Annotated in this window: 26 protein-coding genes; 16 read left to right on the forward strand and 10 right to left on the reverse strand. The window is 69.3% G+C overall.

Features of this window, described 5'->3' with window-relative positions; genetic code table 11:
- Positions 1-7: 7 nt before the first annotated feature.
- The 4 genes from AB4Y80_RS07570 to AB4Y80_RS07585 are packed head-to-tail and all read right to left on the reverse strand — an operon-like array spanning position 8 to position 3,496.
- Positions 8-952 (reverse strand): ABC transporter substrate-binding protein, encoded by a 945-nt coding sequence (locus AB4Y80_RS07570; RefSeq protein WP_442213295.1) that lies wholly within the window; start codon positions 950-952, stop codon positions 8-10.
- Complete coding sequence (locus AB4Y80_RS07575) at positions 949-1,761, reverse strand: ABC transporter permease (RefSeq protein WP_442213297.1); 813 nt, start codon at positions 1,759-1,761, stop codon at positions 949-951. Before AB4Y80_RS07575 ends, AB4Y80_RS07570 begins: the two co-directional genes overlap by 4 nt.
- Entirely contained in the window at positions 1,758-2,417 is a 660-nt protein-coding gene (locus AB4Y80_RS07580; protein WP_442213299.1) for an ABC transporter permease, read from the reverse strand. The genes AB4Y80_RS07575 and AB4Y80_RS07580 overlap by 4 nt, the downstream gene beginning before the upstream one ends.
- A complete protein-coding gene (locus tag AB4Y80_RS07585; RefSeq protein WP_442213348.1) occupies positions 2,417-3,496 on the reverse strand; it encodes an ABC transporter ATP-binding protein in 1,080 nt (359 codons plus the stop codon). Before AB4Y80_RS07585 ends, AB4Y80_RS07580 begins: the two co-directional genes overlap by 1 nt.
- Positions 3,497-3,816: 320 nt before the next feature.
- Here AB4Y80_RS07585 and AB4Y80_RS07590 point away from each other — a divergent pair, with 320 nt between their 5' ends.
- Positions 3,817-4,821 (forward strand): glutathione S-transferase family protein, encoded by a 1,005-nt coding sequence (locus AB4Y80_RS07590; protein WP_442213301.1) that lies wholly within the window; start codon positions 3,817-3,819, stop codon positions 4,819-4,821.
- An 86-nt stretch (positions 4,822-4,907) separates the two neighbouring features.
- Here AB4Y80_RS07590 and AB4Y80_RS07595 read toward each other — a convergent pair whose 3' ends face one another.
- On the reverse strand, positions 4,908-5,543 hold the full coding sequence (locus AB4Y80_RS07595; protein ID WP_442213303.1) for an NADPH-dependent F420 reductase: 636 nt from the start codon (positions 5,541-5,543) through the stop codon (positions 4,908-4,910).
- Between the two features lie 150 nt (positions 5,544-5,693).
- Between AB4Y80_RS07595 and AB4Y80_RS07600 the strand changes: the two genes are divergently transcribed.
- The 7 genes from AB4Y80_RS07600 (at position 5,694) to AB4Y80_RS07630 (ending at position 11,919) form a co-directional block, all read left to right on the forward strand.
- Positions 5,694-6,194 (forward strand): MarR family winged helix-turn-helix transcriptional regulator, encoded by a 501-nt coding sequence (locus tag AB4Y80_RS07600; protein ID WP_442213305.1) that lies wholly within the window; start codon positions 5,694-5,696, stop codon positions 6,192-6,194.
- Positions 6,195-6,356: 162 nt separating this feature from the next.
- Entirely contained in the window at positions 6,357-7,415 is a 1,059-nt protein-coding gene (locus tag AB4Y80_RS07605; protein WP_442213307.1) for an ABC transporter substrate-binding protein, read from the forward strand.
- Between the two features lie 116 nt (positions 7,416-7,531).
- Entirely contained in the window at positions 7,532-8,509 is a 978-nt protein-coding gene (locus AB4Y80_RS07610) for a FecCD family ABC transporter permease (RefSeq protein WP_442213309.1), read from the forward strand.
- On the forward strand, positions 8,506-9,543 hold the full coding sequence (locus tag AB4Y80_RS07615; RefSeq protein ID WP_442213311.1) for a FecCD family ABC transporter permease: 1,038 nt from the start codon (positions 8,506-8,508) through the stop codon (positions 9,541-9,543). The genes AB4Y80_RS07610 and AB4Y80_RS07615 overlap by 4 nt, the downstream gene beginning before the upstream one ends.
- A 1-nt stretch (position 9,544) precedes the next feature.
- Positions 9,545-10,420, forward strand: a complete 876-nt coding sequence (locus tag AB4Y80_RS07620) for an ABC transporter ATP-binding protein (RefSeq protein WP_442213313.1) — start codon at positions 9,545-9,547, stop codon at positions 10,418-10,420.
- Entirely contained in the window at positions 10,417-11,421 is a 1,005-nt protein-coding gene (locus tag AB4Y80_RS07625) for a siderophore-interacting protein (RefSeq protein WP_442213315.1), read from the forward strand. The genes AB4Y80_RS07620 and AB4Y80_RS07625 overlap by 4 nt, the downstream gene beginning before the upstream one ends.
- 75 nt (positions 11,422-11,496) lie before the next feature.
- Positions 11,497-11,919, forward strand: coding sequence for a VOC family protein (locus tag AB4Y80_RS07630; RefSeq protein ID WP_442213317.1), 423 nt, complete (start codon positions 11,497-11,499; stop codon positions 11,917-11,919).
- Positions 11,920-11,930: 11 nt separating this feature from the next.
- On the opposite strand, the gene AB4Y80_RS07635 is transcribed toward AB4Y80_RS07630, so the two are convergent.
- Complete coding sequence (locus tag AB4Y80_RS07635) at positions 11,931-12,386, reverse strand: MarR family winged helix-turn-helix transcriptional regulator (protein WP_442213319.1); 456 nt, start codon at positions 12,384-12,386, stop codon at positions 11,931-11,933.
- Positions 12,387-12,585: 199 nt separating this feature from the next.
- Here AB4Y80_RS07635 and AB4Y80_RS07640 point away from each other — a divergent pair, with 199 nt between their 5' ends.
- Entirely contained in the window at positions 12,586-14,388 is a 1,803-nt protein-coding gene (locus AB4Y80_RS07640; RefSeq protein ID WP_442213350.1) for an ABC transporter ATP-binding protein, read from the forward strand.
- 40 nt (positions 14,389-14,428) lie between these two features.
- Here the strand turns inward: AB4Y80_RS07640 and AB4Y80_RS07645 are convergent, their stop codons facing one another.
- Positions 14,429-15,796 carry an MFS transporter gene (locus AB4Y80_RS07645; protein WP_442213321.1) on the reverse strand — a complete coding sequence of 456 codons (1,368 nt, stop codon included), beginning with the start codon at positions 15,794-15,796 and terminating at the stop codon, positions 14,429-14,431.
- A 102-nt stretch (positions 15,797-15,898) separates the two neighbouring features.
- On the opposite strand from AB4Y80_RS07645, the gene AB4Y80_RS07650 reads away from it, so the two are divergent.
- The 7 genes from AB4Y80_RS07650 to AB4Y80_RS07680 all read left to right on the forward strand — a co-directional run bounded on the left by AB4Y80_RS07650 (position 15,899) and on the right by AB4Y80_RS07680 (position 22,649).
- Positions 15,899-16,675, forward strand: a complete 777-nt coding sequence (locus AB4Y80_RS07650; RefSeq protein WP_442213352.1) for an SGNH/GDSL hydrolase family protein — start codon at positions 15,899-15,901, stop codon at positions 16,673-16,675.
- Between the two features lie 299 nt (positions 16,676-16,974).
- The gene (rpmB, locus tag AB4Y80_RS07655) at positions 16,975-17,211 is read left to right on the forward strand and encodes a 50S ribosomal protein L28 (protein WP_442213323.1); all 237 of its coding nucleotides are present in this window, start codon (positions 16,975-16,977) and stop codon (positions 17,209-17,211) included.
- Positions 17,211-17,378 (forward strand): 50S ribosomal protein L33, encoded by a 168-nt coding sequence (gene rpmG / locus AB4Y80_RS07660; RefSeq protein WP_044574616.1) that lies wholly within the window; start codon positions 17,211-17,213, stop codon positions 17,376-17,378. The genes rpmB and rpmG overlap by 1 nt, the downstream gene beginning before the upstream one ends.
- A gap of 5 nt (positions 17,379-17,383) precedes the next feature.
- Positions 17,384-17,689: a 30S ribosomal protein S14 gene (gene rpsN / locus AB4Y80_RS07665; protein ID WP_442213326.1), complete on the forward strand. Its 306-nt coding sequence runs from the start codon at positions 17,384-17,386 to the stop codon at positions 17,687-17,689.
- Positions 17,690-18,036: 347 nt separating this feature from the next.
- Complete coding sequence (locus tag AB4Y80_RS07670; RefSeq protein ID WP_110502511.1) at positions 18,037-18,324, forward strand: HU family DNA-binding protein; 288 nt, start codon at positions 18,037-18,039, stop codon at positions 18,322-18,324.
- A 153-nt stretch (positions 18,325-18,477) separates the two neighbouring features.
- Positions 18,478-20,718 carry a cytochrome c oxidase assembly protein gene (locus AB4Y80_RS07675; protein WP_442213329.1) on the forward strand — a complete coding sequence of 747 codons (2,241 nt, stop codon included), beginning with the start codon at positions 18,478-18,480 and terminating at the stop codon, positions 20,716-20,718.
- Entirely contained in the window at positions 20,718-22,649 is a 1,932-nt protein-coding gene (locus AB4Y80_RS07680) for an NHL domain-containing thioredoxin family protein (protein WP_442213331.1), read from the forward strand. The genes AB4Y80_RS07675 and AB4Y80_RS07680 overlap by 1 nt, the downstream gene beginning before the upstream one ends.
- 2 nt (positions 22,650-22,651) lie before the next feature.
- On the opposite strand, the gene AB4Y80_RS07685 is transcribed toward AB4Y80_RS07680, so the two are convergent.
- From AB4Y80_RS07685 to AB4Y80_RS07695, 3 genes are all read right to left on the reverse strand, one after another.
- Complete coding sequence (locus AB4Y80_RS07685; protein ID WP_442213333.1) at positions 22,652-23,638, reverse strand: hypothetical protein; 987 nt, start codon at positions 23,636-23,638, stop codon at positions 22,652-22,654.
- A 50-nt stretch (positions 23,639-23,688) separates the two neighbouring features.
- Positions 23,689-25,272, reverse strand: coding sequence for a helicase HerA-like domain-containing protein (locus tag AB4Y80_RS07690; RefSeq protein ID WP_442213335.1), 1,584 nt, complete (start codon positions 25,270-25,272; stop codon positions 23,689-23,691).
- A gap of 131 nt (positions 25,273-25,403) precedes the next feature.
- Positions 25,404-26,794, reverse strand: a 1,391-nt coding sequence (locus AB4Y80_RS07695; RefSeq protein WP_442213337.1) for an HNH endonuclease signature motif containing protein, incomplete at its 5' end; no start/stop codon positions are given.

A 26,794-nucleotide genomic window follows, 5' to 3' on the forward strand; every position in this document is an offset into this window, starting at 1 on the left:
CCACTCCTTATTTCGTGATGCCCTTGTCCTTGAGCCATTGGGCCGCGGCCGCCTTCGGGTCCATCTTTTGGTCGCCGCTGACCAGGCGGTTGAGGCTGATGAGGTCCTCGGTGGTCAGCAGGCTCGAGACGTTATTCAGCGCGGCCTTGGCGGCGTCGTTGACCTTGGCCGTCTTCACCAGCGGGACGACCTGCTGGGCCAACCAATTGTTCTTGGGGTCGGTGAGCACCACCAGGTGGTTGTCGGCGATGTCCGGGGAGGTGGTGAAAATGTCCGCCACCTGGATGTCGTTTTTCAACAGGGCCTTGACCGTGAGCGGGCCGCCGCCGTCGGAGGTGGGCGTGAACTTCGCGGGGACGCAGTTGTACTTGGCTTTCAGCCCGGGCAGGCCAAAGGAGCGGGTGCGGAACTCCGGCGGCGCGCCCAGCGTGAGCTCCCCGCACACCTTGGCCAGGTCCTCGATTGATTTCAGGTTCCCGTATTTGGCGGCGGTTGCGGCCGTGACCACCATGGCGTCCTTGTCCTCGGCCGTGGCGGCGTCAAGGATGGACAGCCCGGACGGGAGTTTCGCGGGAAGGGCCTTGATGACCTCCTCTGCCGTGACGGCCGTGGCCTTGGCATCGAGGTAGCCGAGCAGGTTGCCGCTGTAGTCGGGCACGAGGTCGATGGAGCCGTCCTCCACGGCCTTGACGTACACCTCACGGGCGCCGATGTTCAGCTTGGTGGTGGCCTTCACCCCGGCGGCGTTGAGCGCACCGGCATAGATCTCGGCAACCGTGGCGCTTTCGGGAAAGTTGGCCGAGCCGACCACCACCGAACCTGTGTCCCCGGAGCCGCCGCCGGTGGTTGTGGAGAGCGGGCTGCCGCCGCAGGCGGTGACCGCCAGCAGGGCGGACAGGCCGGCGGCCGCCCCCAGCAAGCTCCTGCGAGCGGGACGGGAAATGGTCGTCATGATGTTCCTCCTGTGGTGCCTTTGGCGAATGGTTCACTGTTCTTGGCGAATGGTTCACTGGCTTTGGCGAATGGTTCACTGGCGGCGGGGATCTGCGCCGGAGCGTACCGGGGACCTTGCAGTCCCGGTGAGACGGCCACGCGTTGCACCAGCGCCAGCAGACCATCGATGACGATCGCCAGGGCCGCGATCACCACGGCCCCGCCCAGCACCTGACCGTAGTCCTGCACCGCGAGCCCGTCAATGATGAACCGGCCCAGCCCGCCGAGGCTGATAAACGCCACGACGGCGACGGTGGCCACCACCTGCAGCACCGCCGACCGGAATCCGCCCAGCATCACGGCGAGGCCGTTGGGCACCTCCACCCGGAACAGCACCTGCCATTCGCTCATGCCCATGCTGCGCGCGGCATCCACAATGTCATCTTCGACGGCGGCGATCCCGGCATACACGCCTGTGAGGATGGGCGGTACCGCCAGCAGCACGAGGGACCACACGGCCGGCATGAGGGACAGGGTGGAGGTCGCCATGAGCGCGAAGAGAGTCATGATGCCCAGGGTCGGCAACGCGCGCAACACCCCGGCCAGGGCGACGATCACGACGCGTCCGCGCCCCGTATGGCCCACGTACAGCCCGATCGGCACGGCGATCGCCAGTGATATCAGCAGCGTCAGCCCGGAATAGCCCAGGTGCTCGAGGATGCGCTGCGGAATGCCCAGCGGGCCCTGCCAGTTGACCGGGTCCGACAACCATTGCAGGCCCTGGCTAAACGGGTCGGAGGACGTGTAGTCCACGGCGGGCAGGCTCATGCGGCCACCGCCGCGTCCGGCCTGGCAACGCGCAGCCAGGGGGTGAGCAGCCGCTGGAGCAGCACCAGGACCGCATCCATCAGCACCGCCAGCACCAGGGTGCCGGCAATGCCGACCACAATCTCCGTCACGAAGTTCCGTTGCAGCCCATCGGTGAAGAAGAATCCCAGGCTGGGAATCCCCAGCAGGGCGCCCACCGTGACGAGGGAGATGTTGCTGACGGAAATGACGCGCAGCCCGGCAAAAAGCACGGGGGTGGACAGCGGCAGGTCCACGGCCAGAAAACGCTGCACGGGCCTGTACCCCATGGCCGTGGCGGCCTGGCGGATGTCCTCGTCGACCGAGTTCAGCGCGTCCAGGGTGGCGCGCACCAGCAGGGCCACCGCATAAATGGTCAGCGCCACGATGATGTTGGCAAAGTCCAGGATCCTGGTCCCGAGGATGCCGGGCAGGATCACGAACAACGCCAGCGACGGGATCGTGTATAGCAGGGAGCCCACCGAGAGGATGCAGGCGCTGGCAACCTTGTTGAGCCGGGCCAGCTGGGCCAGCGGGACGGCGATGGCCACGCTGAGCACCAGCGGCACGACGGCCTGCACCAGGTGGTAGCCGCCGAGTGAGAGGACCTCGGGCAGGTTGGCGAGCAGCCAGGCCATCAGCGCCGGGCCTTCGGTTCATTGCGGGAAGCCCGTGCGGCGTCGATGGCGGCCAGCACCTCGGGCGCCCGGACCACGCCGATGACTCCACCGGCGGCGTCCACGGCAACGCCCAGGCCGGACGGGGAGGACAGGGCCGCATCCAGGGCATTGCGCAGGGAATCGCCGGCGCGGAAGAGGGAACCGCCCGGGCGCAGCGGATCGCCCGTACCGGGCGCCAGCCAGCCCAGCGGCCGGTTGCCGGCGTCCACGGCCAGCGCCCAGCCGCCGGAGGACGGTGCGCCGGGGTACGGGACAGTCGGGGCGGGGTGGACGGGCACGGACGCACCGGCGTCGAAGGACAGGTGCCGGAAGCCGCGGTCCCGGCCCACAAACGCGGCCACGAAGTCGTCCACGGGCGCCCGCAAAATCTCCTCCGGCGCCGCGTACTGGGCCACGCGCCCGCCCGTGGCAAACACGGCCACCTTGTCGCCGAGCAGCGTGGCCTCGTCGATGTCGTGCGTGACGAACACGATGGTCTTGGCGAGGTCGCGCTGGAGGCGCAGCAACTCCTGCTGGAGTTCGGCGCGCACCACCGGGTCCACGGCGCTGAACGGTTCGTCCATGAGCAGCACGGGCGGGTCCGCGGCCAGGGCCCGGGCCACGCCGACGCGCTGCTGCTGGCCGCCGGAAAGCTGATTCGGGTAGCGCCGGCCCAGCGCGGCGGACAGCCCCACCGTGTCCAGCAGCTCCGCGGCACGACGGCGGGCCGCCGGGCGCGGCACCCGGTTCAGCCGCAGCACGGTGGTGACGTTGTCCATGACCGTGCGGTGCGGCAACAGCCCGGCCGACTGCATCACATACCCCATGGAACGGCGCAGCGCCGGGGCGGCGATGGTGCTGATATTGCGCCCGCCCACCGTGATGGTGCCGCTGCTGGGCTCCACCATGCGGTTGATCATGCGCAGCGAGGTGGTCTTCCCGCAGCCGGACGGGCCCACAAAGACGGTGATCTTGCCGGTGTCGATGCGCAGGTTCAAGTTTTCCACGGCCGGTTGCCCGGGCTGGTAGGTTTTCGTCACATTGGCGAACTCGATCATGGCGGCGCCGGCCCGGGCAATTGTCCGGCCCGCGGATGCGGCGCTGGTGTCGGCAGTCGATGAAACGTCCGGCACGACCATTTGCGGGTCCTTTACTGTTGGTGGCATTCATTCGTTACGGCCCCGCACGGCCTTCGCTAGCTGCCTGACGGCCCGGGCGGGGTGACGTTCACGCGATCATTCACCTGCTGCCTTCGATCATAGGCAGTCTGATTTTCCAGAGTAAAGCGGCGTTCCCGGCGCCGGGGCCGACTCCGGCGGCAATCCGGGGCGGGCGCCGCGTCCTGACAGGGACGACGCGACGGGCATAGGCTGGCGATATGGATACACAGGGCACGGACTTCAGCACCAGGGGCGCCTACGTCACCGGGGCCGAATACACGCGGGACACGAACTACATTGAAACGCGGATCACCCGCGACGGCGCGGACGGGTATCCGGTGCAGGCCGGGCGGTACCGGCTGGTGGTGGCCAGGGCATGCCCGTGGGCGCACCGCTCGACCATTGTGCGCCGGCTGCTGGGGCTGGAGGAAGCCATCTCGATCGGCGTGTGCGGGCCCACCCACGACGTGCGATCGTGGACCTTTGACCTGGACCCGGGCGGCGTGGACCCGGTGCTGGGCATGGAACGGCTGCAGGAGGCCTACTTCCGGAGCACCCCGAACTACCCGCGCGGCATCACCGTCCCCGCCCTGGTGGACGTGCCCTCCGGCGCCGTGGTCACCAACAACTTCCCGCAGATGACCCTGGACTTCTCCACCGAATGGACCGCGTTTCACCGCGACGGCGCGCCGGAGCTGTACCCGGAGGCGCTGCGGGGGGAAATTGACGCCGTCAACAAGCGGGTCTTCACGGAGGTCAACAACGGCGTCTACCGGTGCGGCTTCGCCGGCAGCCAGGCGGCCTATGACGCCGCCTACGACCGCCTGTTCACCGCCCTGGACTGGCTCGAGGAGCGGCTGGCGGCGCAGCGCTACCTGGTGGGGGAGACCATCACCGAGGCGGACGTCCGCTTGTTCACCACGCTGGTCCGCTTCGACGCCGTCTACCACGGCCACTTCAAGTGCAACCGGAACAAGCTGACCGAGATGCCCGTGCTGTGGGCCTACGCCCGGGACCTGTTCCAGACGCCCGGCTTTGGCGACACGGTGGATTTTGAGCAGATCAAGAAGCACTACTACGTCGTGCACGAGGACCTCAATCCCACGCAGATTGTGCCCAAGGGGCCGGGCACGTCGGGCTGGCTGACCCCGCACGGCCGGGACGCGCTGGGCGGGCGGCCGTTCGGCCGCGGAACCGCGCCCACCCGGCCGGTGGACGCTTAGCTCCCCACCCCCCTCCCCTTGCCCGCAAGACAGCAACGGGGCCCACGCGAGCGTGGACCCCGTTGCAGGCTTGCGGACTCGCAGGATTAGTCGACGATCTTCAGGCCCGTGCTCCAGTTGAAGGTCTCAAATGCCGGGTTGGCCTGCAGCGTCATGACGAGGAATTGGAAGCCCTCCAGCTCGCGGGAACGCTTCAGGGGGCCTGCCACGATGGGGCGCATGCCGCCATCGGAGACCAGCGACGCCACGGCGGCGGTTGCCTCCGCGTTGTCGCCGGCGATAAAGACGTCCAGGACCTGGCCGTTGGACTCACCGGTCGCCAGCGGGCCGGCGAAGGTGGTGTTGAAGGCCTTGACCACGTTCGCCGGGGTCAGGGCCGCGATTTCCTCCGCTGCCGACGTGCCGGGGGCGACCACCAGGGAATCAAAGGTCTCGAAGTTCACGGGATTGGTGATGTCGATGACCGTCTTGCCGGCCAGGGCCTCGCCGAGGGTGGAAACGACGTCCTTGGCGGCGTCGAACGGCAGGGCCAGCACGACGATCTCACCGGCCGGCGTCCGGCCGAGCTCGCCCGCGGTGCTGGAGGTGCCAAGTTCGGCGGCCAGCGACTGGGCCTTCTGCGCATCCCGGCCCAGGATTTCCACGTTCCGGCCGGCGGCGAGTGCGCGGGCGGCGATGCCGCGGGCCATATTTCCGGTGCCAATGATGGTGATGGTGCTCATGGTGTTCCCACTTTCCGAAGGTCTTGCCGAGGTTTTTACTTGAAGCTACAACTAAATATAGACCGCTTTACTTGAAGCGTCAAGTAAAGAGTCGACGGCCCGGCGCCCCCGCCGATCTCCGTCCGCGGCGGGCGGTGGAATCGTGGAAGGATGGGAAGCATGACTGATTCGGGCCCGCGCTGGCTGACCCAGGACGAGCGCGCCGCGTGGTTGGCGCTGCTCTCCACCACCACCTTGCTGCCGGGGGCGCTGGAAGGACCGCTGCAGCAGGCGGCCAAGCTGTCCCTCTTTGACTACAACGTCCTGGCCATGCTCTCGGAGGCGTCCAGCCGGACGCTGCCCATGAGCGAGCTGGCGGCCCGGACCAGCGCCTCCTTGTCGCGGCTCTCGCACGTCGTGAAGAAGCTGGCGGAGCGCGGGCTCGTGGAGCGCTCGACGCACGCCGACGACGCCCGGGTCACCGCCACCGCCATCACCGACGCCGGCATGGCCCTGGTCCGCACGCTGGCGCCGCTGCACGTGGAGTCCGTGCGGACGCTGGTCTTTGACCAGTTGGACGCCCGGGACGTGGAGGACCTGGCCCGCATCGGCCGCAAGATCATGCGCGGCATGGACGCCGGCCACTGGATCCTGCGCACCCCCGCGCCCTGAGACGCGCCCTGAGCCGCGCCCTAAGACGCAGCGGCTGAGCCCCCCATGACGCTTTGCGTCTAATACGTCACACTTGTGTTCCCTATTGATTTAATTTTCCGCTAAGGTAGGTGAGGCTCACCTAATTTGGGCGGGCCTTACCCGGGATCGTCGTAAGGACTCATGGTGGAATTTTCGCGTCGGCAGGCCCTCATGGGGCTAGTGACATCGGTGGCGGCAGCAAGTATGACCCTGGCGGGGTGCTCCACCGGCGCCGTCGGCGGGACCGGCGGCGGCACCCGGGGGCCGGCGCCCGCGGACACGTTCCCCGTCACCGTCAAGCACAAGTTCGGCGAGACCGTCATCACGTCCGCCCCGCAACGCGCCGCCACGGTGTCCTGGGTCAACGCGGACATTGCCCTCGCGCTCGGTGTGGTCCCGGTGGGCATGCCCCGGGACGAATGGGGCGGCAACGCCAACGGCTCCACCCCGTGGAAGGACGCCGCGCTTCAACAGGCCGGTGCCGCCGTCGGCACGGCGAAGGCCCCCGTCCAGTACTCGGAAGCGGACGGCATCAACTTCACCGAGGTCGCCAAGACCAGCCCGGACATCATCCTGGCCGCCTACTCGGGCCTGACGAAGGAGGATTACGAGAAGCTGAGCAAGATCGCCCCCGTCATCGCCTACCCCGAGGCCCCCTACGCCACCGCCTGGCAGGCTTCCACCACCATGATCGGCGCGGCGCTCGGCAAGTCCCAGGCCGCCAAGGACCTCATCGCGGCGACCGAAAAGACCATTGCCGAGGAGTCCGCGAAGTACCCGCAGCTCAAGGACAAAACCTTCATCTACGGCAACCTGGAACCGGCCAAGAGCGACGGCGTGAACGTCTACCTCTCCGCCGACAACCGGCCCAAGTTCCTCACGAGCATCGGCATGGTGCTGGCTCCCGTGGTCGTCGAGGCCGAAAAGGGCAAGGACGGCTTCTTCATCCCCTGGTCGGCCGAAAAGGCCAACGAGCTGGCCTCGCAGGTGTTTGTCAGCTGGGTTCCGGACGCCAAGACCAAGGAGGCGATCGTGAAGGACCCGCTGCTGGGCCAGATCCCGGCCGTCAAGAAGGGCGCGTTTGTGGCCGACTCGGACAACACCCTCACCCTGGCCATTTCCGCCTCCTCCCCGCTGAGCCTGCCCTGGGCGCTGGAGACCTTCCTGCCCCAGCTCGGCGCCGCGGCCGCCAAGGCCTAGGGGCTTTTCTTATGGGTGCACCCGCCCGGCAAGCATGGATTGAAGGCACGACGCCGGCACCCGCCGCGTCCCTTCGGCCCGCCGCCCGGCCATCCTCGCCTCTTCGGCGGCGGGTCATGTGGCTGGTTGTTGTGGCGGTCGTCCTGGCGGCGGCGGTGCTCGCGTCGCTGGCGGTGGGCGCCCGCAACGTCCCCCTGCCCACGGTCCTGGACGCGCTGGTCCACGCCACCCCCGGGGACGGCGACCACGCGGTCGTGGCCTCCCGCCTCGTGCGCACGGTGACGGGACTGGTGGTGGGGGCCTCGCTAGGCCTGGCCGGCACGTCCATGCAGGGGGTGGCGCGCAACCCGCTCGCCGACCCCGGCATCCTGGGCGTCAACGCCGGGGCGTCGCTGGCGGTGGTGGCCGGCATCTTCTTCCTCGGCGCCGCCCGTGTGTCCACGTACCTGTGGTTCGCGTTTGCCGGCAGCGCCGTGGCTGCCGTGGTGGTATACGCCGTGGCCAGCCTGGGCCGCAGCGGGGCAACTCCCGTGAAGCTGGCGCTCGCCGGGGCGGGCGTGGCGGCCGGGATGGGCTCGCTCATGAGCGCCCTGCTTGTTTCCAGCCAGGATTCGCTGGAGCTGTTCCGCACCTGGCAGGTGGGTGCGCTGGCCGGCAAGTCCTGGGAGTCGGTCGCGGCCGTGCTGCCGTTCGTCGTCGCCGGCACCGTGATTCTCCTGGCCACCGGCAAGCTGCTGAACACGCTCGCGCTCGGCGATGACACCGCCCGCGGGCTCGGCCACCGCCCGGGACGGGGCCGCGCCCTCTCGGCGGTTGGGATCGTGCTGCTGTGCGGTTCGGCCACCGCGCTGGCCGGTCCCATCGGCTTCATCGGCCTGGTGGTCCCGCACCTGCTGCGCGCCCTGGTGGGCCCGGACTACCGCTGGCTGCTGCCCCTGTCCATGGTGGTGGCCCCCGCCGTGCTGCTCGTGGCCGACGTCGCCGGTCGCCTCGTCCTGCCGCCCGGCGAGGTTCCGGCCGGCATCGTTGCCGCCCTGATCGGGGCACCCGTCTTCATCGCCGTCGTGCGCCGCGGCAAGGCGGCCGAACTGTGAACACGGACTTCAAACCCACCGCGGCGTGGCTGCGGGAGCGGCGCAAGGCGCCCCTGCGGCGGCGCGCCGGGATCACCTGCGCGCTGACACTGCTGGTGGCCGGGCTCCTCGCCATAAACGTCCTGCTGGGCAGCTACACCGTGACCATCCCCGACTTCCTGCACCTGCTCGGCGGGGCGAACATCCCCGGCGCGAGCTTCATCGTCATGGAAAACAAGCTCCCGCAGGCGCTGCTGGGGCTGCTGGCGGGGGCGGCCTTTGGCGTGGCGGGGGCCATTTTCCAGTCGATGCTGCGCAACCCGCTGGCCAGCCCGGACATCATCGGCATCAGCTACGGTGCCAGCGCCACGGCCGTCGCCGCCATCGTGCTCTTTGGCGCGGGCGGCGCCGGCGTCTCCGTCGCGGCCATGGCCGGGGCGCTGGCCGTGGCGGCGCTGATCACCTGGCTGGCGCTCGGCCGCGGCGGAACGGGCCTGATCCTGGTGGGCATCGGGGCCGCGGCGTTCCTGCAGGCCGCCGTGACGTTCCTGCTTTCCCGCGCCGACGTCAACAACGCCCGGGACGTGATGGTGTGGCTGAGCGGATCGCTGAACTCCGCGACGTGGGAACGGGTTGCGATCCTGGGCGTGGCACTGCTGGTGTTGCTGCCGTTCACCGCCTTCGGGGCGCGGGACTTGCGCGGCCTGGCCCTGGGCGATGACACGGCGGCCGGGCTGGGTTTTCGGGTCCGTCGCGCGCGGCTGCAGCTGACGGTCCTGGGCGTGCTGCTGGCCGCGCTGCCCACCGCCGCGGCCGGGCCCATCGCCTTTGTGGCCTTCCTCTCCGGGCCCATCGCCAAGCGGCTCAACGGGGGAGCGGCGTCGCTGACCCTGGCGGCGCTGGTGGGGGCCGCGATCGTACTCGCCGGCAACTTTGCCGCCGTCAATGCCATTGACGGAACGAACCTGCCCGTCGGCGTGGTGACCGGTGCGCTGGGTGCCCCGTTCCTGCTGTGGCTGCTCATTTCTTCCAACCGCTCCAACCAAGGAGGCTGACATGGCCACACGGCTCAGCGCCCACGACCTCACCCTCGGCTACACGGGGCGCCCGATCGTGGACGGGCTGTCCCTGGACCTGCCCGCCGGCCAGGTGACCGTCATCGTCGGCGCCAACGCCTGCGGCAAATCCACGCTGCTGCGCGGGCTGGCCAGGCTGCTCAAGCCGGGCGCCGGCGTCGTGCGCCTGAACGGGACGGACATCCACACGGTGCCCACGCGTGCCCTGGCCCGCGAGCTGGGGATCCTGCCCCAGACCCCCACCGCACCGGACGGCATCACCGTGGCGGATCTGGTGGGACGCGGCCGCAGCCCGCACCAGGGCTGGTTCCGGCAGTGGACGGCCGACGACGACGACGCCGTGGCCGCCGCGCTGTCCGTCACCGGAACGGTGGAGCTGGCCCAGCGGCGCGTCGAGGAACTATCCGGTGGCCAGCGACAGCGCGTGTGGATCGCGATGGCGCTCGCGCAGGACACCGACGTGCTGCTGCTGGATGAACCCACCACCTATCTGGACCTGGCCCACCAGGTGGAGGTGCTGGACGTCGTCTCTGAGCTCAACGCGCGGCGGGGGACCACGGTGGCCATGGTGCTGCACGACCTCAACCTGGCCGCGCGGTACGCGGACCATCTGGTGGCCATGAAGGCGGGCCGCATTGTGGCCGCGGGGCCGCCGCGGGAGATCCTGACGTCGTCGCTGGTCCGCGAGGTGTTTGGGCTGGAGTCCGTGGTGGTGGCCGATCCCGTGGTGGGCACGCCGATGGTGGTGCCCATGGGGCGCCGGGCGGCGCTGCTGGCCCTGCCCGGCGGCGGAGAAGTAGGTGCGGGTGCGGGAACCCGGGAATCGGTTCCCGTCGCGGAAGGGGCGGCGTCATGAGCGTGGCGGCGGTGGAACACGGCGGCCGAAGTATTCAAGAAGATGTCGACCCCATCCGGCCCATGCGGGCGTTTGAGGTTCGCGTCTCGGCGGTGCGTCAACTGACCCCCCATTTTCGCCGCATCACCTTCACCGGCCCGGACCTGGAGCTCTTTGGCACCGGGCCCGGCGGGGAAACGCTGGACCTGCGCATCAAGGTGCTCATCCCGGCCCCCGGGCACACGCTGCCCGCCCTGTTGGCGGTGCGGGGCGCGCTGGCGGAGGACTGGTACCGGGACTGGCGCTCGCGGGAGGAGTCCGTGCGGGGGGTGATGCGCACCTATACGGTGCGGGCGCTGCGCCCCGCTGCCGCCGGCCGCCCGGCGGAGCTGGACATTGACTTCGTGCTGCACGGCGCGGGCGCCCCCACACCTGCGGGTGCCCGCACCGTCGCGTCCGGCCCGGCGGCGGCCTGGGCGCTGGCCGCATCCCCGGGCGACCCCCTGACGGTGATTGGCCCGTGCGCCCGCTGGGGCGAGTGCCTGGGCATCGAATTCGCTCCCGGTGAGGCCCGGCGCATCTTGCTGGCCGGCGACGAGACGGCCGTGCCCGCCATCGCGGCGATCCTGGAGTCCCTGCCCGCGCACGTGAAGGGCCACGCGATTTTGGAGGTGCCCACGGCCGCGGACTTCCTGGACCTTTCCACCAATGCCAACATTGAGCTGAGTTGGCTGGCACGCTCCGGGCGGGCCCATGGCGAGCTGCTGTCCCACGGTGTCCGCGGCGTCATTGCGCCGGCCGCTTGCCGACGCGGGGAGGAACCGGAGGATGTTGACGTGGACGCGGCCATTCTGTGGGAAACGCCGCAGGCCGCGCCGGAACACGGGCTGTACGCGTGGCTGGCCGGGGAAGCCGCCACCATCAGGGACCTGCGCCGCTACCTGGTCCGCGACGTCGGCATGGACCGGGGTGCCGTGGCCTTCATGGGATATTGGCGCGACGGCCAGGCCCTCCCCGGATGACTGCTGACAGCCACTTCGATTGGGGGCATAATGTCATCCATCCCCACCGGATCATCCCGAGCAAGGAGTTCCATCATGACCGCGCTTTTGAACCCATACCTGAGTTTCCGGGACAACGCCAAGGAGGCCATGGAGTTTTACCAGTCCGTCTTTGGCGGCCAGTTGGCGCTGAGCACCTTCCGGGACTACCACGCCAGCGAGGATGAGGCGGAACTCGAGAAGATCATGCACGGCATGCTGACCGCGGACAACGGCTTGGTGCTGATGGGGGCCGACACCCCCAACTCCATGGAATACACCCGCGGCACCGATCACAGCGTCTCGCTCAGCGGCGACGATGAGGAACTGCTGACCGGTTACTGGAACAAGCTCTCCGAGGGCGGCACGGTCGCCCAGCCGTTGGCCAAGGCCCCGTGGGGCGACACCTTCGGCATGTGCACGGACAAGTTCGGCGTGCCCTGGCTCGTGAACATCTCGGGGGCCGCACCGCAGGCGTAGCCGGCTCCGCTTCAGCGCCCGTGGCCGAGCTGGCGCAGGATGCGGGCCAGCTCGGCGCGGTCGGTCTCGGGCAGCCGGGCGAAGTATTCGGTGGATTTGTCGCGCCGCGCCGCGCTGACGTCCCCGAACAGGCGGATCCCGGGGGCCGTGGCCACCACCAGGGTGGCGCGGCGGTCCGTGGGGTCCGCTTCCCGGCGCACCAGGCCCTTCTCCGCCAGCTGGTCCACGACCTCCGTGGCGGAGCGCGGGGCAATGCGCAGCCGGTCCGCCAGATCCTTCAGGCGCAGTCCGTCCACGGCGCCGCCGCGCCCCGGGGCGCAGCCGCGCATGAGCGTTTGCAGTGCCCGCCACTGGTGCGGGGTCAGCTCCCACGGGGCCAGTTGTTCGGCCCAGGTGCGGCGCAGGCCGCGGAAGGCGGCGTGGAAAAGCTCGCCCAGATCTAGGGAAGTGTCGCCCGGGTGGTCCATGGAAACCAGCCTACCAACATTGACTGGCAACCGCATAGTGAGGTAACCTCTGTATTAGTTGGTGCGAGCCCCGCGCCCCCGCACACCGCTGGAGGTGGTGCCGATGACGGAGAAGACCCTCATCCACAACACGGTCCGATCGGGCGTCCCGAATGCCACCCCTTCCCTGGCCCCCCTTGACGGCGGCGCCCGCGGCACCATGCACCGCGGTCCGGCCCGCATCAATCCCGCCGACCGCACACAGTTGAAGCAGTATCCCGTCAGCCTGCGCCGGATCGCCGCGCTGTTCGCCCCACACAAGGTGACCATCGTCGTCGTCATGTTTCTCATCAGCGCATCCAGCATCATCGGGCTGGCCCAGCCGTTTTTGCTCCGCGGCATCCTTGACACCGCCCTGCCCCAACAGGACCTGCCGCTGCTGGCCTGGCTGGCCGGCGGGCTGATCGCCGTCGCGGCCGCCACCGCCCTCATTGGCGTGGTGCAAACCTGGATGACCACCGGCATGGGACAAAAGATCATGCACACGCTGCGGATCCGGCTTTTCCGGCACCTGCAGCGGCAGTCGCTGGCCTTTTTCACCCGCACCCGCAGCGGCGAGGTGCAGTCCCGGCTGAACAACGACATCGCGGGCATGCAGTCGGTGATCACCTCCACCGCCACGGGCGTCGCGGCGAACCTGACGACGGCGGTGGCCACGGCCGCGGCGATGCTGGCCCTGTCGCCCAGGCTGTCCCTGCTGGCGCTGGTGGTCATTCCCCCGGCCGTCTGGTTTTCCCGTCGCGTGGCGCTGCTGCGGCGCGACATCACGGCCACGCTGCAGGGCGAACTGGCCGCCATGAACACCCAGGTGGAGGAGGGGCTCTCCGTCTCCGGGGTCCGGCTCGCCAAAACGCTGGGCACCACCGGCCGCGACGCCCGCCGCTACGCCGACAGCTCCGAACGGCTGATCGGGCTTCAGATGCGCTCGCAGCTGGCCGGGCGCTGGCGGATGGCCACGATGGGCATCATCTTCTCGGCAATTCCGGCGCTGATCTACCTGGCCGCCGGCCTGCCCGCCACCAGCGGCGGCATGACGATCGGCACGCTCGTGGCGTTCACGACCCTGCAGGCCGCCATCTTCCGCCCCATCATGGGCCTGCTGAACCTCGGGGTCCAGTGGGTGAGCGCCCTGGCCCTGTTCAGCCGCATCTTTGAATACCTGGACCTGGTGCCGGAGATCGCCGCCCCGAGCCGGCCGGTCCCCCTGGACCCGGCCACGGTGCGGGGGGAGGTCCGCTTTGAGGGCGTCCGGTTCGCGTACGACGCCGGTCCGGACGTCCTGGCCGGCATCGACCTCGCGCTGCGGGCCGGCACCACCACGGCCGTCGTGGGCCCCACGGGAGCGGGGAAGTCGACGCTCGGGTCCCTGGTGTCGCGGCTGGCGGACGTGACGGGCGGACGGGTCACCATCGACGGCGTCGATGTGCGGGACATTGCGTCCGAGACCCTGGCCCGGATTGTGGGCGTGGTGTCCCAGGAGACGTACCTGGTGCACGCCTCGATTCGCGAGAATCTGTTGCTGGCGGCGCCCGGGGCGGCCGAGGGAGAGTTGTGGGCGGCGCTGGCCGCGGCGCGCATCGCCGACCTGGTGGCCGGGCTGCCGGACGGCCTGGACACCCTGGTGGGTGCGCGCGGCCACCGGTTCTCCGGCGGCGAGCAGCAGCGCCTGGCGATCGCCCGGACCATCCTGCGCAACCCCCGGGTGCTGATTCTGGACGAGGCGACGTCGGCGCTGGACAACACCACCGAGGCGGCGGTGCAGGCCGCCCTGGACCATTTGAGGGTGGGCCGCACCACGCTGACCATCGCACACCGGCTCTCCACCGTGGAGCAGGCGGACCAGCTGGCCGTGCTGGCCGGGGGAACCATCGCCGAACGGGGGACTCCCGCCCGGCTGCGCGCGGCCGGCGGCGCCTACGCCCGGCTCGTCGCCGCCGGCGCGGTGCTGGAGCCGGCCGCGTAGCACTGGCCCACCGCCGCTTTCCCGCGCTGAGGACCGCGGCTTAGCCGGCCCGCCGGGAAACCGCCACGGTGCCCAGTGCGAGAGCCACCGCCACCCCAAACGCCATGACGTAGCCCGCCTCGCCCCACAACAGCAGCGCCGCGAAGACGGCGCCCACCACGCCCAGTGCCGCGGCCGTGGTGAGCGTTTCGCTCAGCTGCAGGGCCGAGGAGTTCATGCCCTGTTCGTGCTCGGCCGATTCCTCCAACACCAGCACCGACTGTGTGGGGTACGCCAAGCCAATGCCGAACCCGGCCGCCGTCCAGCCAAGCCACGCGATCCACACCGGCCAGCCCGGCACCAGCACCAGGGCCGAGACCGCCATGCCCAGAAGCATGGCCAGGGCGCCCCACTGCAGCGATTGCGAGGGCCGCAGCCTGCCGCGCCCGGCCAGCCACGCCCCGATGGCCCAGGTCACCCCGCCCACCGTCAGCGACAGCCCCGCCAGCCACGCCGGCAGATTCCGCTGGTCAATCATATACAGCGGCAGGTATACATCGGCGATCGTGAAGGAGGTGCCCATCAGCCCCCTCATCAAGATCAGCGACGGCAGCCCGCGCACCATCCGCCACGTCCCGGCGGGCAGCAGCCTGCTGACCGAGACGCACAGCAGGACGACGGCGATCCCCAGTTCCGCGGGCCACCCTGCGTGGGCGCGGGCACTGGCATCGCCGAGGAGCAGCACGGACGCCGAGGCGAGGATCGCCCACGCCGGCCGACGCCACACCGACGCCGCCAGCCGCGCCCGCGGGTCCCGGCCCGCATCTCGAGAGGGCGCCGCCCGGACGTCCATGGTGGTGCCGCGGGTGCCCCGGTAGATGACGGCCGCCGCCAGGAGGGCCAGGACCGGAATTGTCGCGAACACCCACCGCCAGCCAAGGCGGTCGGTGATCACCCCGCTTAGTGCCGGGCCCACAATGGAAGGCAGCAGCCACGCCGCGGCGAGGGCGCCGAACATCTTGGGCCGCAAATGCACCGGGAATACCCGGGCGATGCCCACGTACAGGGCCACGCCGTCGAGCCCGGAGCCGAATCCCTGCAGGGCGCGCGCGGCCACCAGCAACCCCATGGTGGGCGCCGCCGAGGCCAGGAACATGCCCAACACGTACAGGCCCACCCCGGTCAGCAGCGGAATCTGAGGGCCCACCCGGTCGATCCACACCGCGGCCAGGGACATGGACACCACCGAGGCCGCCATGGTGATGCCGAAGGCCAATCCGTACAGCGGCAGCCCGTCGAGTTCCTTGGCGGCCGCCGGCATGGACGTGGTGATGGCCGCCGACGAATAGGCCACCATGAACGCCAGGCCGAAGAAGCCGACGGTGGCGCCGCGGTACGTCGGGCTCCAGATGGTGGCGGGTGCGCTCACGCGAGTTCGCGGTGATGAGGGGTCATAGCGCTAGCCTAGTTAAGGCTGGCGCGGGGTATGACACCGCGGCACGGGGATGGCACGGGCGGCAAGGAGAAGAGCGTGGACTTTACGGCACGGTACGTGGCACTGGGTGATTCCTTCACGGAGGGACTGGGCGACCCGGACCCGCACCGGCCGAACCAGGTGCGCGGCTGGGCGGACCGGGTGGCCCAACAACTCGCCGGCACGCACCGCGACGGCCCGGAGGCATTCGGCTACGCCAATCTGGCGGTCCGCGGCAAGCTGATGCGCCAAATCCTGGCCGGGCAGATTGACGCGGCCGCGGCCCTCAATCCCACCCTGGTCACCATCTACGCCGGCATCAATGACATCCTGCGCCCCGCGGTGGACATCGACGCGATGGTGGACGGGTACTCGGAGGGCATTGGAAAATTGGTCGCCACCGGTGCGCGGGTCCTGGTCTTTACGGCCTTTGACGCCAGCGCCTCCAAGGTGTTTGCCGGGATCCGCGGCCGCACCGCCGTCTACAACGAGCTGGTCCGGGAGGTCGTGGAGACCCGCGGGGCGGAGCTGGTGGATTTTTGGCGGTTCCGGGAGTACAACGACTGGCGGCTGTGGGGCGTTGACCGGATGCACATGTCCACCCCGGGCCACACCAACATGGCCAACCGCGTGCTGGAAGTCCTGGGTGAAACGGCCCGGATCCCCCTGCCGGACCTGCCGCCGATGCCAGTGAAGACCATGGTCGGGATGTGGCGGGAGAACGCCCAGTGGACCCGGGAGTACGTGGGCCCGTGGGTGGGCCGGCGACTACGCGGGGTGTCCTCCGGCGACAAACTAAGCGCCCGCTGGCCGGAACTGCACCAGCCCGGCTAGTGCCTGCCCGGCTTCGCCCGTGATAAGGCCAATTAGCCTTAATCGCCCGGCAGCAATTAGACTGGTGAGGCGCTAGGTGGCGCGGAGCGTGTGCAATTGCTCCGGTTTGCGGTGGATATCATCCCGCGGGCCGGTAGTTAGGGGCTCAAGTTGCGTGCATTCCTGTATTCGCCGGGGCTGGATCTGCCCCAACTTATCTTGACAGAGACGGTTGGGACATTGCTGCCCAACAGACGGACGCCGCCTTCCCGCACGGTTTGCACCAGTGGACCGTTTCCATACATTTATTAGGAGTGATCATGGCAGCACACTGCCAGGTGACCGGAGCCGAGCCGGGCTTTGGGCATAGCATTTCGCACTCGCACCGCCGCAACAAGCGCCGGTTCGATCCGAACATCCAGAAGAAGCGCTACTGGGTTCCGTCCCTGCGCCGCAACGTGACCCTGCAGGTTTCCGCCAAGGGCATCAAGACCATCGACGTGCGCGGCATTGACGCCGTCGTTGCCCAGATCCTGGCTCGTGGGGTGAAGCTCTAATGGCAAAGGACAAGGACGTTCGTCCGATCATCAAGCTCAAGAGCACCGCGGGTACCGGTTTCACGTACGTGACCCGCAAGAACCGTCGCAACACTCCGGACCGCCTGGTCCTGAAGAAGTACGACCCCAAGATCCGTCAGCACGTTGAATTCCGAGAGGAGCGCTAAAGACTATGGCCAAGAAGTCCATGATTGCCAAGAACGAGAAGCGCAAGGTCATCGTCGAGCGTTACGCCGCCAAGCGCCTCGAACTGAAGAAGGCTTTGGTTAGCCCGTCCTCCACGCCGGAAGAGCGCGAAGCAGCCCGCCTGGGCCTGCAGAAGCTCCCCCGCAATGCCTCGCCGGTGCGTGTTCGCAACCGCGACGCCATCGACGGCCGCCCGCGCGGCACGCTGCAGAAGTTCGGCATCTCCCGTGTCCGCTTCCGCAAGATGGCGCACGCCGGCGAATTGCCCGGCATCAAGAAGTCCAGCTGGTAATTTCGAATTCCGGTTGTAGGAAGGGCGGTGACCATTGCGGTCGCCGCCCTTTTTGCTGCCCGCCCGGAACGCGGGCGTTCCGCCGGGGCGCTCCCGACCCGCTTGGACGCCGTTGCCCAACAGCGTCCAAGCGGTCCAGCAGCGCCTGGCCGCCAGGCCGCGGGGGGTTTGCAGCCGTCAAGTTCTCGGCTGAGAGCGAAAAAACCCGGACATCCGGGAAAATTGACCCGGAAAACGCCGAAAATCGCCGAAATTTGCCGGAATCTCGCGGATTTGCTGGTAAGTTCGCTACCAGTGGTTGACACGCAACCGCGTGGAATCTCATTCTGACGTCCAGGAGGACAAATATGGCTAAGAATCGTAGCGAACTGGTTGCTGAAGTTGCTGCCAAGGCTGAAACCAGCCAGACCGCAGTGAACGGCGTTCTGGATGCCCTCTTCTCGGTATTCGAGAGCTCCGTTGCCGCCGGCGAAAAGATCACCATCCCGGGCTGGCTCTCCATCGAGCGCACCGACCGTGCAGCACGCACCGGCCGCAACCCGCAGACGGGTGAGACCATCCAGATTGCAGCCGGTCACAGCGTCAAGCTGTCTGCCGGCTCCAAGTTGAAGGCCGCGGTCTCCAACAAGAAGTAGTCCCAAACTTTCTTCACGGCGAAGGCGGCCCCGCTTGGTGGCCGCCTTCGCGGTTTTAACGCCCGGCCCCGCCCGGGGCCCTTCCCGCCGGCCGTTTCAAGCTGGGAGTTTGCTGATTAGCCCTATGGCGGCCGAGTGCAAGACAATGGAAGGGTGCCACCCGTAGAATCAGCTCCCGCCACCGCCTCCCGCCCGAATACCGCACGTCCCCGGGACTTTGCGGACGGCGTGCGCGGCCGGTGGTGGTGGCTGGGAGTCGCGGCCGCCGTGGCCGGCGTCGTGGCGGCGCTGCTGTGGACCGGCGCCTCCGCGGTCCAGCTGCTGGGCGATCCCGGCGCGTTCACCCGGTGGGGGCTGCCCATCGCCACCACCATCCACAACCTCGCCCTAGCCACCGTGATCGGCTCACTGGTGTTCGCCATCGTCATCCTGCCCAAGGACCTCACGGCGCACCGGCCGCACAGCGGCAGCCACAAGGCGGATGCGGCCAGGCACCAGCACGCGCCCGAGCACCCCGCGTTCAGCCGTGCCCTGACGCTGGCCGCCGGGGCCGGGGCCGTCTGGACGGTCGCCGCCGTCACCGTCCTGGTGTTCACGTATTCGAGCCTGTCCGGCCTGCCGCTGGCCGGCAGCTCCGACTACACCAACCAGCTGGTCTTTTACATGACCAGCCTCCCGGTCGGGCAGGCGTGGCTGATGGTGGTCATCTGCGCGGCCGTGGTCACCACCTTGGTCTTTGGCCTGCGCTCCCTCAGCGGGCTGGCCGTGCCGCTGGTCATCGCGTTCATTTCCTTCGTCCCGCAGGCCTTGATTGGCCACTCCGCCTCCAGTGCCGACCACACCGGAGCCGTCAACTCGCTGTTCCTGCACATCACCAGCGTCTCGCTCTGGGTCGGCGGGATCATCGTGCTCGTGGCGGTCTCGGGCGTGCTGGGAAAACTGACGGCGCAAACCCTGCAGCGCTTCTCCGCCCTGGCCATCTTCGCGTTCGTGGGCGTGGCCGGCTCCGGCACCATCAACGCCGCCATCCGCATCACCAACTGGCACGACCTCTTCTACTCCTCCTACGGCCAGCTCATCCTCGCGAAGGCGGCCGCGACCGTCGTGCTGGGCGTGATCGGCTACATGCACCGCAGCTGGATCATCCCCCGGCTGGCGGACGGCAGCAAGAGTGCGACGTCGCTGCGCACCCGCCGCCTGCTCTGGCAGTTGGTCTTCGGGGAACTTCTCATCATGGGCGTCACGAGCGGGCTGGCCGTGGGGCTAAGCCGCTCCGCCCCGCCGCAGTCGCGGGAAATTGCGGTGGCGGCGCAAACGCCGGCCCAGATCCTCACCGGCTACCCGCTGCCGCCCGAACTGGTGTTTTCCCGCTGGTTCTCCGAATGGCGCCTGGACTGGCTGTGGATCGCCTTCGCCGTGGCGGCCGGGGCCGTGTACCTCTCCGGGATCCTCAAGCTGCGCCGCCGCGGCGACAGGTGGTCGGCGTTGCGCAGCATTTCCTGGTTCGCCGGCCTGCTGGTCCTGGTGTACATCACCTCGGGCGGTCCGGCCGTCTATGGGGATGTGCTGTTCAGCGCCCACATGGTGGAGCACATGTCCCTGATGGTCATCGCCCCGTTGTTCCTGGCCCTGGGCTCGCCCGTCTCCCTGGCGCTGCAGGCCCTCACCCCGCGCCGGGACGGCTCCCGCGGCATCCGCGAATGGATCCTGGTGCTGGTGCATTCAAAGTACTCGCAGCTGATCACGCACCCGCTCTTCGCGGCCGCAAACTTCTCCGGCAGCCTGATCCTGTTTTACTACTCGCCGGCGTTCAACCTGGCCATGCGCTACCACGTGGGCCACGAGCTGATGATCGTGCACTTCACCCTGACCGGTTACATCTTCATCATGAGCATGATCGGCTCCGACCCGCTCCCGCGTCGGGCCCCATACCCGCTGCGGCTGCTGCTGCTGCTGGCCACCATGGCGTTCCACGCCTTCTTCGGCGTGTCCTTGATGATGGCCACCGCCCTGCTGTCCGGGGAATACTTTGGCAACATGGGCCGCCCCTGGGGCGATTCGGCGCTGATAGACCAACAAACCGCCGGCGGCATCGCCTGGGGCGTGGGGGAGATCCCCACCCTGGCCATCGCCATGGGCGTCGCGTACATGTGGTCCAAGTCCGACGCCCGGGAGACCAGGCGCAAGGACCGCGCCGCGGACCGGAATAAGGACGCGGACCTGGACGCTTACAATGACATGTTTGCGGAACTGGCGGCCCGCGACGCCACCATCGATCCCAGCCGCCGCGGCCGCCCGCACCCGCAACCGGCGTCGTCCGCCCAAACCCTCACACACAACACGCCACCAACGTCACCGGAATCACCGGCCGGCAGCCAAGGAGAGCAGCACTAGTGGAATCCCCGACCCAAACCGCTTCAACCGTGCGTGTGCGTGCCTCCGAGCTTCAGGGGCGCGGCTGGCTCAACACCGGGGGGGCCGAGCTCAACCTGGAGAAGCTGCGCGGCAAGATCGTCATCCTCGACTTTTGGACGTTCTGCTGCATCAACTGCCTGCACGTGCTCGATGAACTGCGCCCCCTCGAGGAGGAATACGCGGACGTGTTGGTCACGGTGGGCGTGCACTCGCCAAAGTTTGAGCACGAGGCCGATCCCGTGGCGCTGGCCGCGGCCGTGGAGCGCTACGAGATCACCCACCCCGTGCTGGACGACCCCGAGCTGGTGACGTGGCAGGCCTACTCGGCCCGGGCATGGCCCACCCTGGTGGTGGTGGACCCGGAGGGATACATCGTGGCCCACCTCTCCGGCGAGGGCCACGCCGCCGGCCTGGCGTCGCTCATCCCCGAACTCATCGCCGAACACGAGGCCAAGGGCACGCTGCACCGCGGCGACGGCCCGTACGTGGCACCGGATCCCGTCGCCCGCGACCTGCGTTTCCCCGGCAAGGTGCTGCCCCTGCCCGGGGGCACCTTCCTGGTCTCGGACACCGGGCACCACCGCCTCGTGGAGATGGCCGCCGACCTCGCCACCGTGGTGCGCACCATCGGCGCCGGCACCAGGGGCTTTGCCGACGGCACCGCCGCGGACGCCGCATTCAACGAACCCCAGGGCCTGGCCCTGCTCCCGGGGGAGCTTGCCGCGCAGGTGGGATACGACGTCGTCGTGGCCGACTCCGTCAACCACCGGCTGCGCGGGGTCGCCCTGGCCGACGGCACCGTGCGCACCCTGGCCGGCAACGGCGTGCAGCGCCTCCTCGACGCCGGCCCCGCCCGGGTGCGCGACGACGGCGCCGCCACCTCATCGCTGCTGGGCACCGCCCCGCTTCAGGTGGCCCTGTCCTCGCCGTGGGATGTGGCGTACTCGCACGTCTTGAAGACCGTGGTGGTCGCCATGGCCGGCGTGCACCAGATCTTTGGTTTTGACCCGTTGACCGGGGCCGTGAGCGTGGTGGCCGGCAACGGGCTCGAAGGGCTGCTCGACGGCGCGCCCGGGCAAGCGTGGTTCGCGCAGCCCTCCGGGATCACCGAGGACGCCAAGGGCAATCTGTGGGTGGCCGACTCGGAGACGTCCGCGCTGCGCGTGCTGACCTTTGGCGAGTCCGGGTCCCTGAGCGTCGAGACCGCCATTGGCGAGGGGCTCTTTGACTTCGGCTTCCGCGATGGCGACGCCTCCGCCGCCCGCCTCCAGCACCCGCTCGGGGTGGCCGTGCTGCCGGATGGATCCGTGGCCGTTGCCGACACCTACAACGGTGCCGTGCGCCGCTACGATCCCGTCACCCGGACGGTCAGCACGCTGGCCCGCGGCCTGGCCGAGCCCAGCGACGTGCTCCTGGACGAGAGCGGCGACGTGCCGCTGCTGATCGTGGTGGAGGCCAACCGGCACCAGCTGATCCGCCTGCCGCTGCCCAAGAATGCGCTCCAGGTCGACGAGGGGGCCGCCCAGACGCAGCGCCCGAAGACGCCCGTTGCCGCCGGCGACCTCGCCCTGACCATCCGGTTTGCGGCCCCGACCGGCCAGAAGCTCGACGACCGCTGGGGTGACCCCACGCAACTGAAGGTTTCCGCCACCCCGCCGGAGCTGCTCGTCGCCGGTGGCGGGACCTCGGTGGGGCTGAGCCGGACGCTGTCGCTGTCCCCGGACGTGCCCGAGGGCGTGCTGCACCTGACGGCCCGCGCCGCGGCCTGCGACGGCCCCGCCGAGGCCGGCGGCGAGATCCCGGACCACGCCGCCTGCCACCTGTACCAGCAGGACTGGGGCATCCCGGTGGTGTTGGCGGCCGACGGCGCCGCGCAGCTGACGCTCGAGCTGCGCGGGATGGATTTTTAGCCCTAGTAGCTGACCACCGGGGTGACGGTGACCGTGTTGCCGGTGATCGCCAGCTTGGCCGTGAAGCCAAAGTCCTCGGTGGTTTTCACGTCGCCGAGCGCCCCGGTGTACAGGTTTTGCTCCTTGTACTCCACCCGCGCCTTGACTGTCAGGGGGGCCATGATCCACTGCCCGCCGTACGGTGAGATGGCCACGTCCGGGTACTGCAGGATGGACCACTTCACGGCCGACACCACCCGGTTGTCCGTCCCGGCACTCATGGGGCAGCCGGTGGGCATGAGAACGGCCTGCTTGGTGCACGCGTCCAGGTACTTGTGCAGGGTGCCGCCCACCTGCGTGAGCAGGTTGCTGGTGGGCCCGGTGGCGAGCACGACGGCGGGAATTGCCGCCGTCGGGCCCGTCACGTTGCGCGTCACCGCGGGCGCGGCGAAGAAGTCCGAGCGGTACTCGGCACTGTAGCTGCCCGGGTAGAAGACGGCGAAGGCACTCTTGCCGTCCGGCATGTTGGCGGCCGCGCCGTTGATCGAGGCCTGGGCGGCGTTGACCACCGTGACGTTGATTTGCGGCAGCGTGGTGGGCGCCATGCTCCACGTCTCGAAGAACAGCCACCGCTTCGGGCCCGGCGTGAGCGTGAACTCCGTCGTCAGTGGGGCGTCGCCGATCCGGTAGGAGATGGTGACGGTCTTGTGGCCCGAGGGGGCGTTGGCGGGGTCGCCGATGTACACGTCCGTGAGGGCGGCCTGGGACTTGGCCAGGGGCGCCCCGTCCAGGACTGCGGCATTGGCCGGGGGCACCTTGGCGTGCAGCAGTCCCAGGGCCCTGGCCCCGTCGCCGGCGCGCAGCGCGTCCAGGTAGTCCTGCACGGCCCGCTGGGGGCCGAACGCATTATGGTTCACCACGGTGATGGTCACGACGACCGCCGCGATGGCCAGCATCAGGATCAGCAGCCACGCGTTGGCAATTTTGATGATCTTGGCCCCGTTCGTCACCCGCTCAACGATACCGGCTCCGCCCGCCAAGGCTGAATTGGCGTCGCCCGTCAGCGGCGGCGCCGGCGGGCGGTGCCAAACACATCGCGCATCAGGTTGCGGCCCAGGGAGGTGCCCATGGAGCGGATCATGCTCTTCACCCCGCCGCCCAGGGCCCCGCCCAAGGCGCCGATCACGTCGGCGGCCAAGCCGCCGTCGTTGGCGGGCGCCGGCAGCGTCACGGGCGGGGGAGGGGGCAGCGGGGTGCCGACGGCGGGCCCGGTGGGCGGCACGGGAACCGCCGCGGGGGCCTGCAGTTTCTCGTAGGCGGAGACCGGGTCAACCGCCGTCCCATACGTGGGGAGCAGGGAGGAAGCGGCGATGGTCGCCGTGACGACGTCGGCGCTGCTGGGTCCCATGACCGAGCCGGGGGCGCGCAGCCGGGTCAGGGCCACGGGGGTGGGAGCACCGTTTTCATTCATGACCGTGATGACGGCCTCGCCGATTCCGGCCGAGGTGAGGACCTCCTCCAGGTCGTAGTCGCTGACCGGGAACGTGGAGACGGTTGCCTTGAGCGCCTTGGCATCGTCGGGGGTGAACGCGCGCAGGGCGTGCTGGACCCGGTTGGCGAGCTGGGCAAGGACATCACCGGGGACATCCTTGGGGGTCTGGGTGACGAAGAAAATGCCAACCCCCTTGGAGCGAATCAGGCGCACGGTCTGGGTTATGGCGTTCAGGAAGGCCTTGCTGGCGCCGGTGAACAGCAGGTGTGCCTCGTCGAAGAAGAACACGAGCTTGGGCTTGTCCAGATCGCCGACCTCGGGCAGCTCACGGAACAGGTCGGCCAGCATCCACATCAGGAAGGTGGAGAAAAGCAGCGGCTTGTCCTGGACGCCGGGCAATTCGAGGCAGGTGACCACGCCGCGGCCGTCGGGGGCGATGCGAAGGAGTTCGGCGGTGTCGAACTCGGGCATGCCAAAGAATTCGCTCATGCCCTCGGCGTCCAGGGTGATCAGGTTGCGCAGGATGACTCCGGCGGTCGCCTTCGATAGCCCGCCCAGTTCCGCCAGGTCCGCCTTGCCGTCATCGGAGGTGAGGAATTGGATGACGGCGCGCAGGTCCTTGAGGTCATACAGCTCCAGGCCCTTGGTGTCCGCGTAGTGGAAGATCAGCTGCATGCTCGATTCCTGGGTCTCATTGAGGTCCAGTACACGGGAGAGCAGGATGGGGCCGAAGGAGGTGATGGTGGACCGGACCGGAACGCCGCTGCCGGCGCCGCCCAGGGCGAGGAATTCGACCGGGAACGCCTTGGACTCCCACTGCTGGCCGATGCCCTGCGTGCGGGCCGTGAGTTTCTCGCTCCCGCTCGCCGCGGTAGCCAGCCCGGTGAGATCGCCCTTGATGTCCGCCATGAAGACGGGCACCCCGGCCGTGGAAAGCTGCTCCGCGATCATGTGAAGGGTAACGGTCTTGCCCGTACCCGTGGCCCCGGCCACCAGCCCGTGCCGGTTCATCATCGCCAACGGCAGGCTGACCTGCGCCTCGGGACGAACCTGCCCGGCCACAATGGCCGCGCCGAGGGCAATGGAGGAGCCGCCAAAAGTGTAGCCGGCCTGTAGCGCGGAGATCATCTCTGCTGGGGTCTTGGTAGCCATAGCGACAGCGTACCCTCCGTCACAGGCGGTGCCCACTAACTGCGGTGGCCGGGCAGTGAGCTTGGGGAGTGATGGCCGGCAGTGAGCTTGGGGAGCGTGTCGAGTCCCCAGGCCGTGGTGGTGGCTGAGAGTCAGGCTGTGTGGGGTGGCTGGTATTCGATGAGGAGTTCTTCGAGGTAGCTGGGCGGGGTGATCAGTGCCGGTGGTTTGGTTGGCGGGGTGGTTGGCGGGGTGGCGGCCCGTTGGTGGCTTTGGGCTTGGGGGTGGTTGAGGGCGTTGGTGAGGTATTTTTTGACCGGTTTGGGGTAGGCCGGTGGTGGGGTGTCCCGGGGCGTGGGGGGATGGTAGCGGCCGGAGGGGGCTTTCCAGCCGACGCGTCCGTCGGGGGTGAGGCGGGGCGTCCAGCCGCGGAGCTTGATGCCGGTCCGGGCGGGGTCCCGTTCGCGGCGGGGGCGGCCGTGGCGGTCCTTGTCGTCCTTGAAGTGGCGCAGGGCGTGGTGGAGGGTGCAGGCCGGGCGTTGGTTGGCGGGGGTGGATCGGCCGCCGTGTTCCCAGGCGGTGAGGTGGTCGTTTTCGGTATCCAGGACGGGGTTGGTGCAGTTGGGCCAGTAGCAGCTGCCGGCCATTGCCCGCAGCAGGGCCCGGTCCGCTGCCCGGATCCGGTAGCGGGTGGGGGCCAGGTTCAGGGGTTCGTCGGTGAGGGGGTCGGTGGCCACGCGCAGGAAGGTTGCGGCGTTGGCCAGGAGCGTGCGGGCCAGGGTTTCCGGGATGGGCCCGTAGCCGGCCAGTTCGGCGGGCTGGTTCGTGGCCCCGACCAGGCCCACCAGCGGCACGGTGACCAGGATTTGCGCGGCCGGCAGCGGCGGCTCGGTGACGGCCATCCCGGTCCGGACCTTCTCCAGCTGCTCCAGGTACTCGCGCAGGGGCTCCTCCGGGATCCCGTCCACGAGCCCGTCGCGGTAGCCGGAGCCGTCCCCGCAGAGCACACCGGCGATCGGCGCCCCCGCCCGGTCATCACCGCCGGAGCGGTCGGCACTGGCGGCACCGGCGGCACTGGCGGCACTGGCGGCAGCGGCGGGACCGGTCGTGGCGACGGTGGCGGGGGTAGCCTCGCCGGCGTCACCGGCGGCGGTCGGGGCACCGGTGTGGGCCCACGGCGGCTCCCCGTCCACCACGGTGACCGTGCCGCCGGCGGTTCCCGCCAGCACGGTGACCGTCCCGCCGGCGGTTCCGTCCGTGGGGACGGTCCTGCCGCCGCCGGCATTACCGGTGGTGCCGGCCTGGTCATCGGCCGCGTCACCGGCGGGCGTGGTCGCGGCACCGGTGAGGGGGTGGTGGCCCAGCAGGAGGGTGGTGGCGGTGTCGAGGCGCAGTTGGGTCAGGGTGCGGTTTTCGTGGGCGCCCTGGAGGCTGCGGGCGGTGCGGGTGCAGTGGACCCAGATGCCCTCGGCGGCGGGGGCGGGCAGGTGCAGGGTCAGCCAGGACATGCCGTCGTGGCCCGGTTCCAGGGTCATGTCTCGTG

It is taken from the genome of Specibacter sp. RAF43, assembly GCF_052114065.1.
GTDB lineage: Bacteria > Actinomycetota > Actinomycetes > Actinomycetales > Micrococcaceae > Specibacter.

Bases quoted from the DNA above. Each gene is read 5' to 3' on its own strand.
- AB4Y80_RS07580 (WP_442213299.1), bottom strand. From the start codon at position 2,417: ATGGCCTGGCTGCTCGCCAACCTGCCCGAGGTCCTCTCACTCGGCGGC.
- AB4Y80_RS07605 (WP_442213307.1), top strand. From the start codon at position 6,357: ATGGTGGAATTTTCGCGTCGGCAGGCCCTCATGGGGCTAGTGACATCG.
- AB4Y80_RS07600 (WP_442213305.1), top strand. From the start codon at position 5,694: ATGGGAAGCATGACTGATTCGGGCCCGCGCTGGCTGACCCAGGACGAG.
- AB4Y80_RS07620 (WP_442213313.1), top strand. From the start codon at position 9,545: ATGGCCACACGGCTCAGCGCCCACGACCTCACCCTCGGCTACACGGGG.
- AB4Y80_RS07690 (WP_442213335.1), bottom strand. From the start codon at position 25,272: ATGGCTACCAAGACCCCAGCAGAGATGATCTCCGCGCTACAGGCCGGC.
- AB4Y80_RS07630 (WP_442213317.1), top strand. From the start codon at position 11,497: ATGACCGCGCTTTTGAACCCATACCTGAGTTTCCGGGACAACGCCAAG.
- rpmB (WP_442213323.1), top strand. From the start codon at position 16,975: ATGGCAGCACACTGCCAGGTGACCGGAGCCGAGCCGGGCTTTGGGCAT.
- AB4Y80_RS07590 (WP_442213301.1), top strand. From the start codon at position 3,817: ATGGATACACAGGGCACGGACTTCAGCACCAGGGGCGCCTACGTCACC.
- rpsN (WP_442213326.1), top strand. From the start codon at position 17,384: ATGGCCAAGAAGTCCATGATTGCCAAGAACGAGAAGCGCAAGGTCATC.
- AB4Y80_RS07640 (WP_442213350.1), top strand. From the start codon at position 12,586: ATGCACCGCGGTCCGGCCCGCATCAATCCCGCCGACCGCACACAGTTG.
- AB4Y80_RS07575 (WP_442213297.1), bottom strand. From the start codon at position 1,761: ATGAGCCTGCCCGCCGTGGACTACACGTCCTCCGACCCGTTTAGCCAG.
- AB4Y80_RS07570 (WP_442213295.1), bottom strand. From the start codon at position 952: ATGACGACCATTTCCCGTCCCGCTCGCAGGAGCTTGCTGGGGGCGGCC.
- AB4Y80_RS07625 (WP_442213315.1), top strand. From the start codon at position 10,417: ATGAGCGTGGCGGCGGTGGAACACGGCGGCCGAAGTATTCAAGAAGAT.
- AB4Y80_RS07595 (WP_442213303.1), bottom strand. From the start codon at position 5,543: ATGAGCACCATCACCATCATTGGCACCGGAAATATGGCCCGCGGCATC.
- AB4Y80_RS07670 (WP_110502511.1), top strand. From the start codon at position 18,037: ATGGCTAAGAATCGTAGCGAACTGGTTGCTGAAGTTGCTGCCAAGGCT.
- AB4Y80_RS07610 (WP_442213309.1), top strand. From the start codon at position 7,532: ATGTGGCTGGTTGTTGTGGCGGTCGTCCTGGCGGCGGCGGTGCTCGCG.
- AB4Y80_RS07635 (WP_442213319.1), bottom strand. From the start codon at position 12,386: ATGGACCACCCGGGCGACACTTCCCTAGATCTGGGCGAGCTTTTCCAC.
- AB4Y80_RS07585 (WP_442213348.1), bottom strand. From the start codon at position 3,496: ATGATCGAGTTCGCCAATGTGACGAAAACCTACCAGCCCGGGCAACCG.
- rpmG (WP_044574616.1), top strand. From the start codon at position 17,211: ATGGCAAAGGACAAGGACGTTCGTCCGATCATCAAGCTCAAGAGCACC.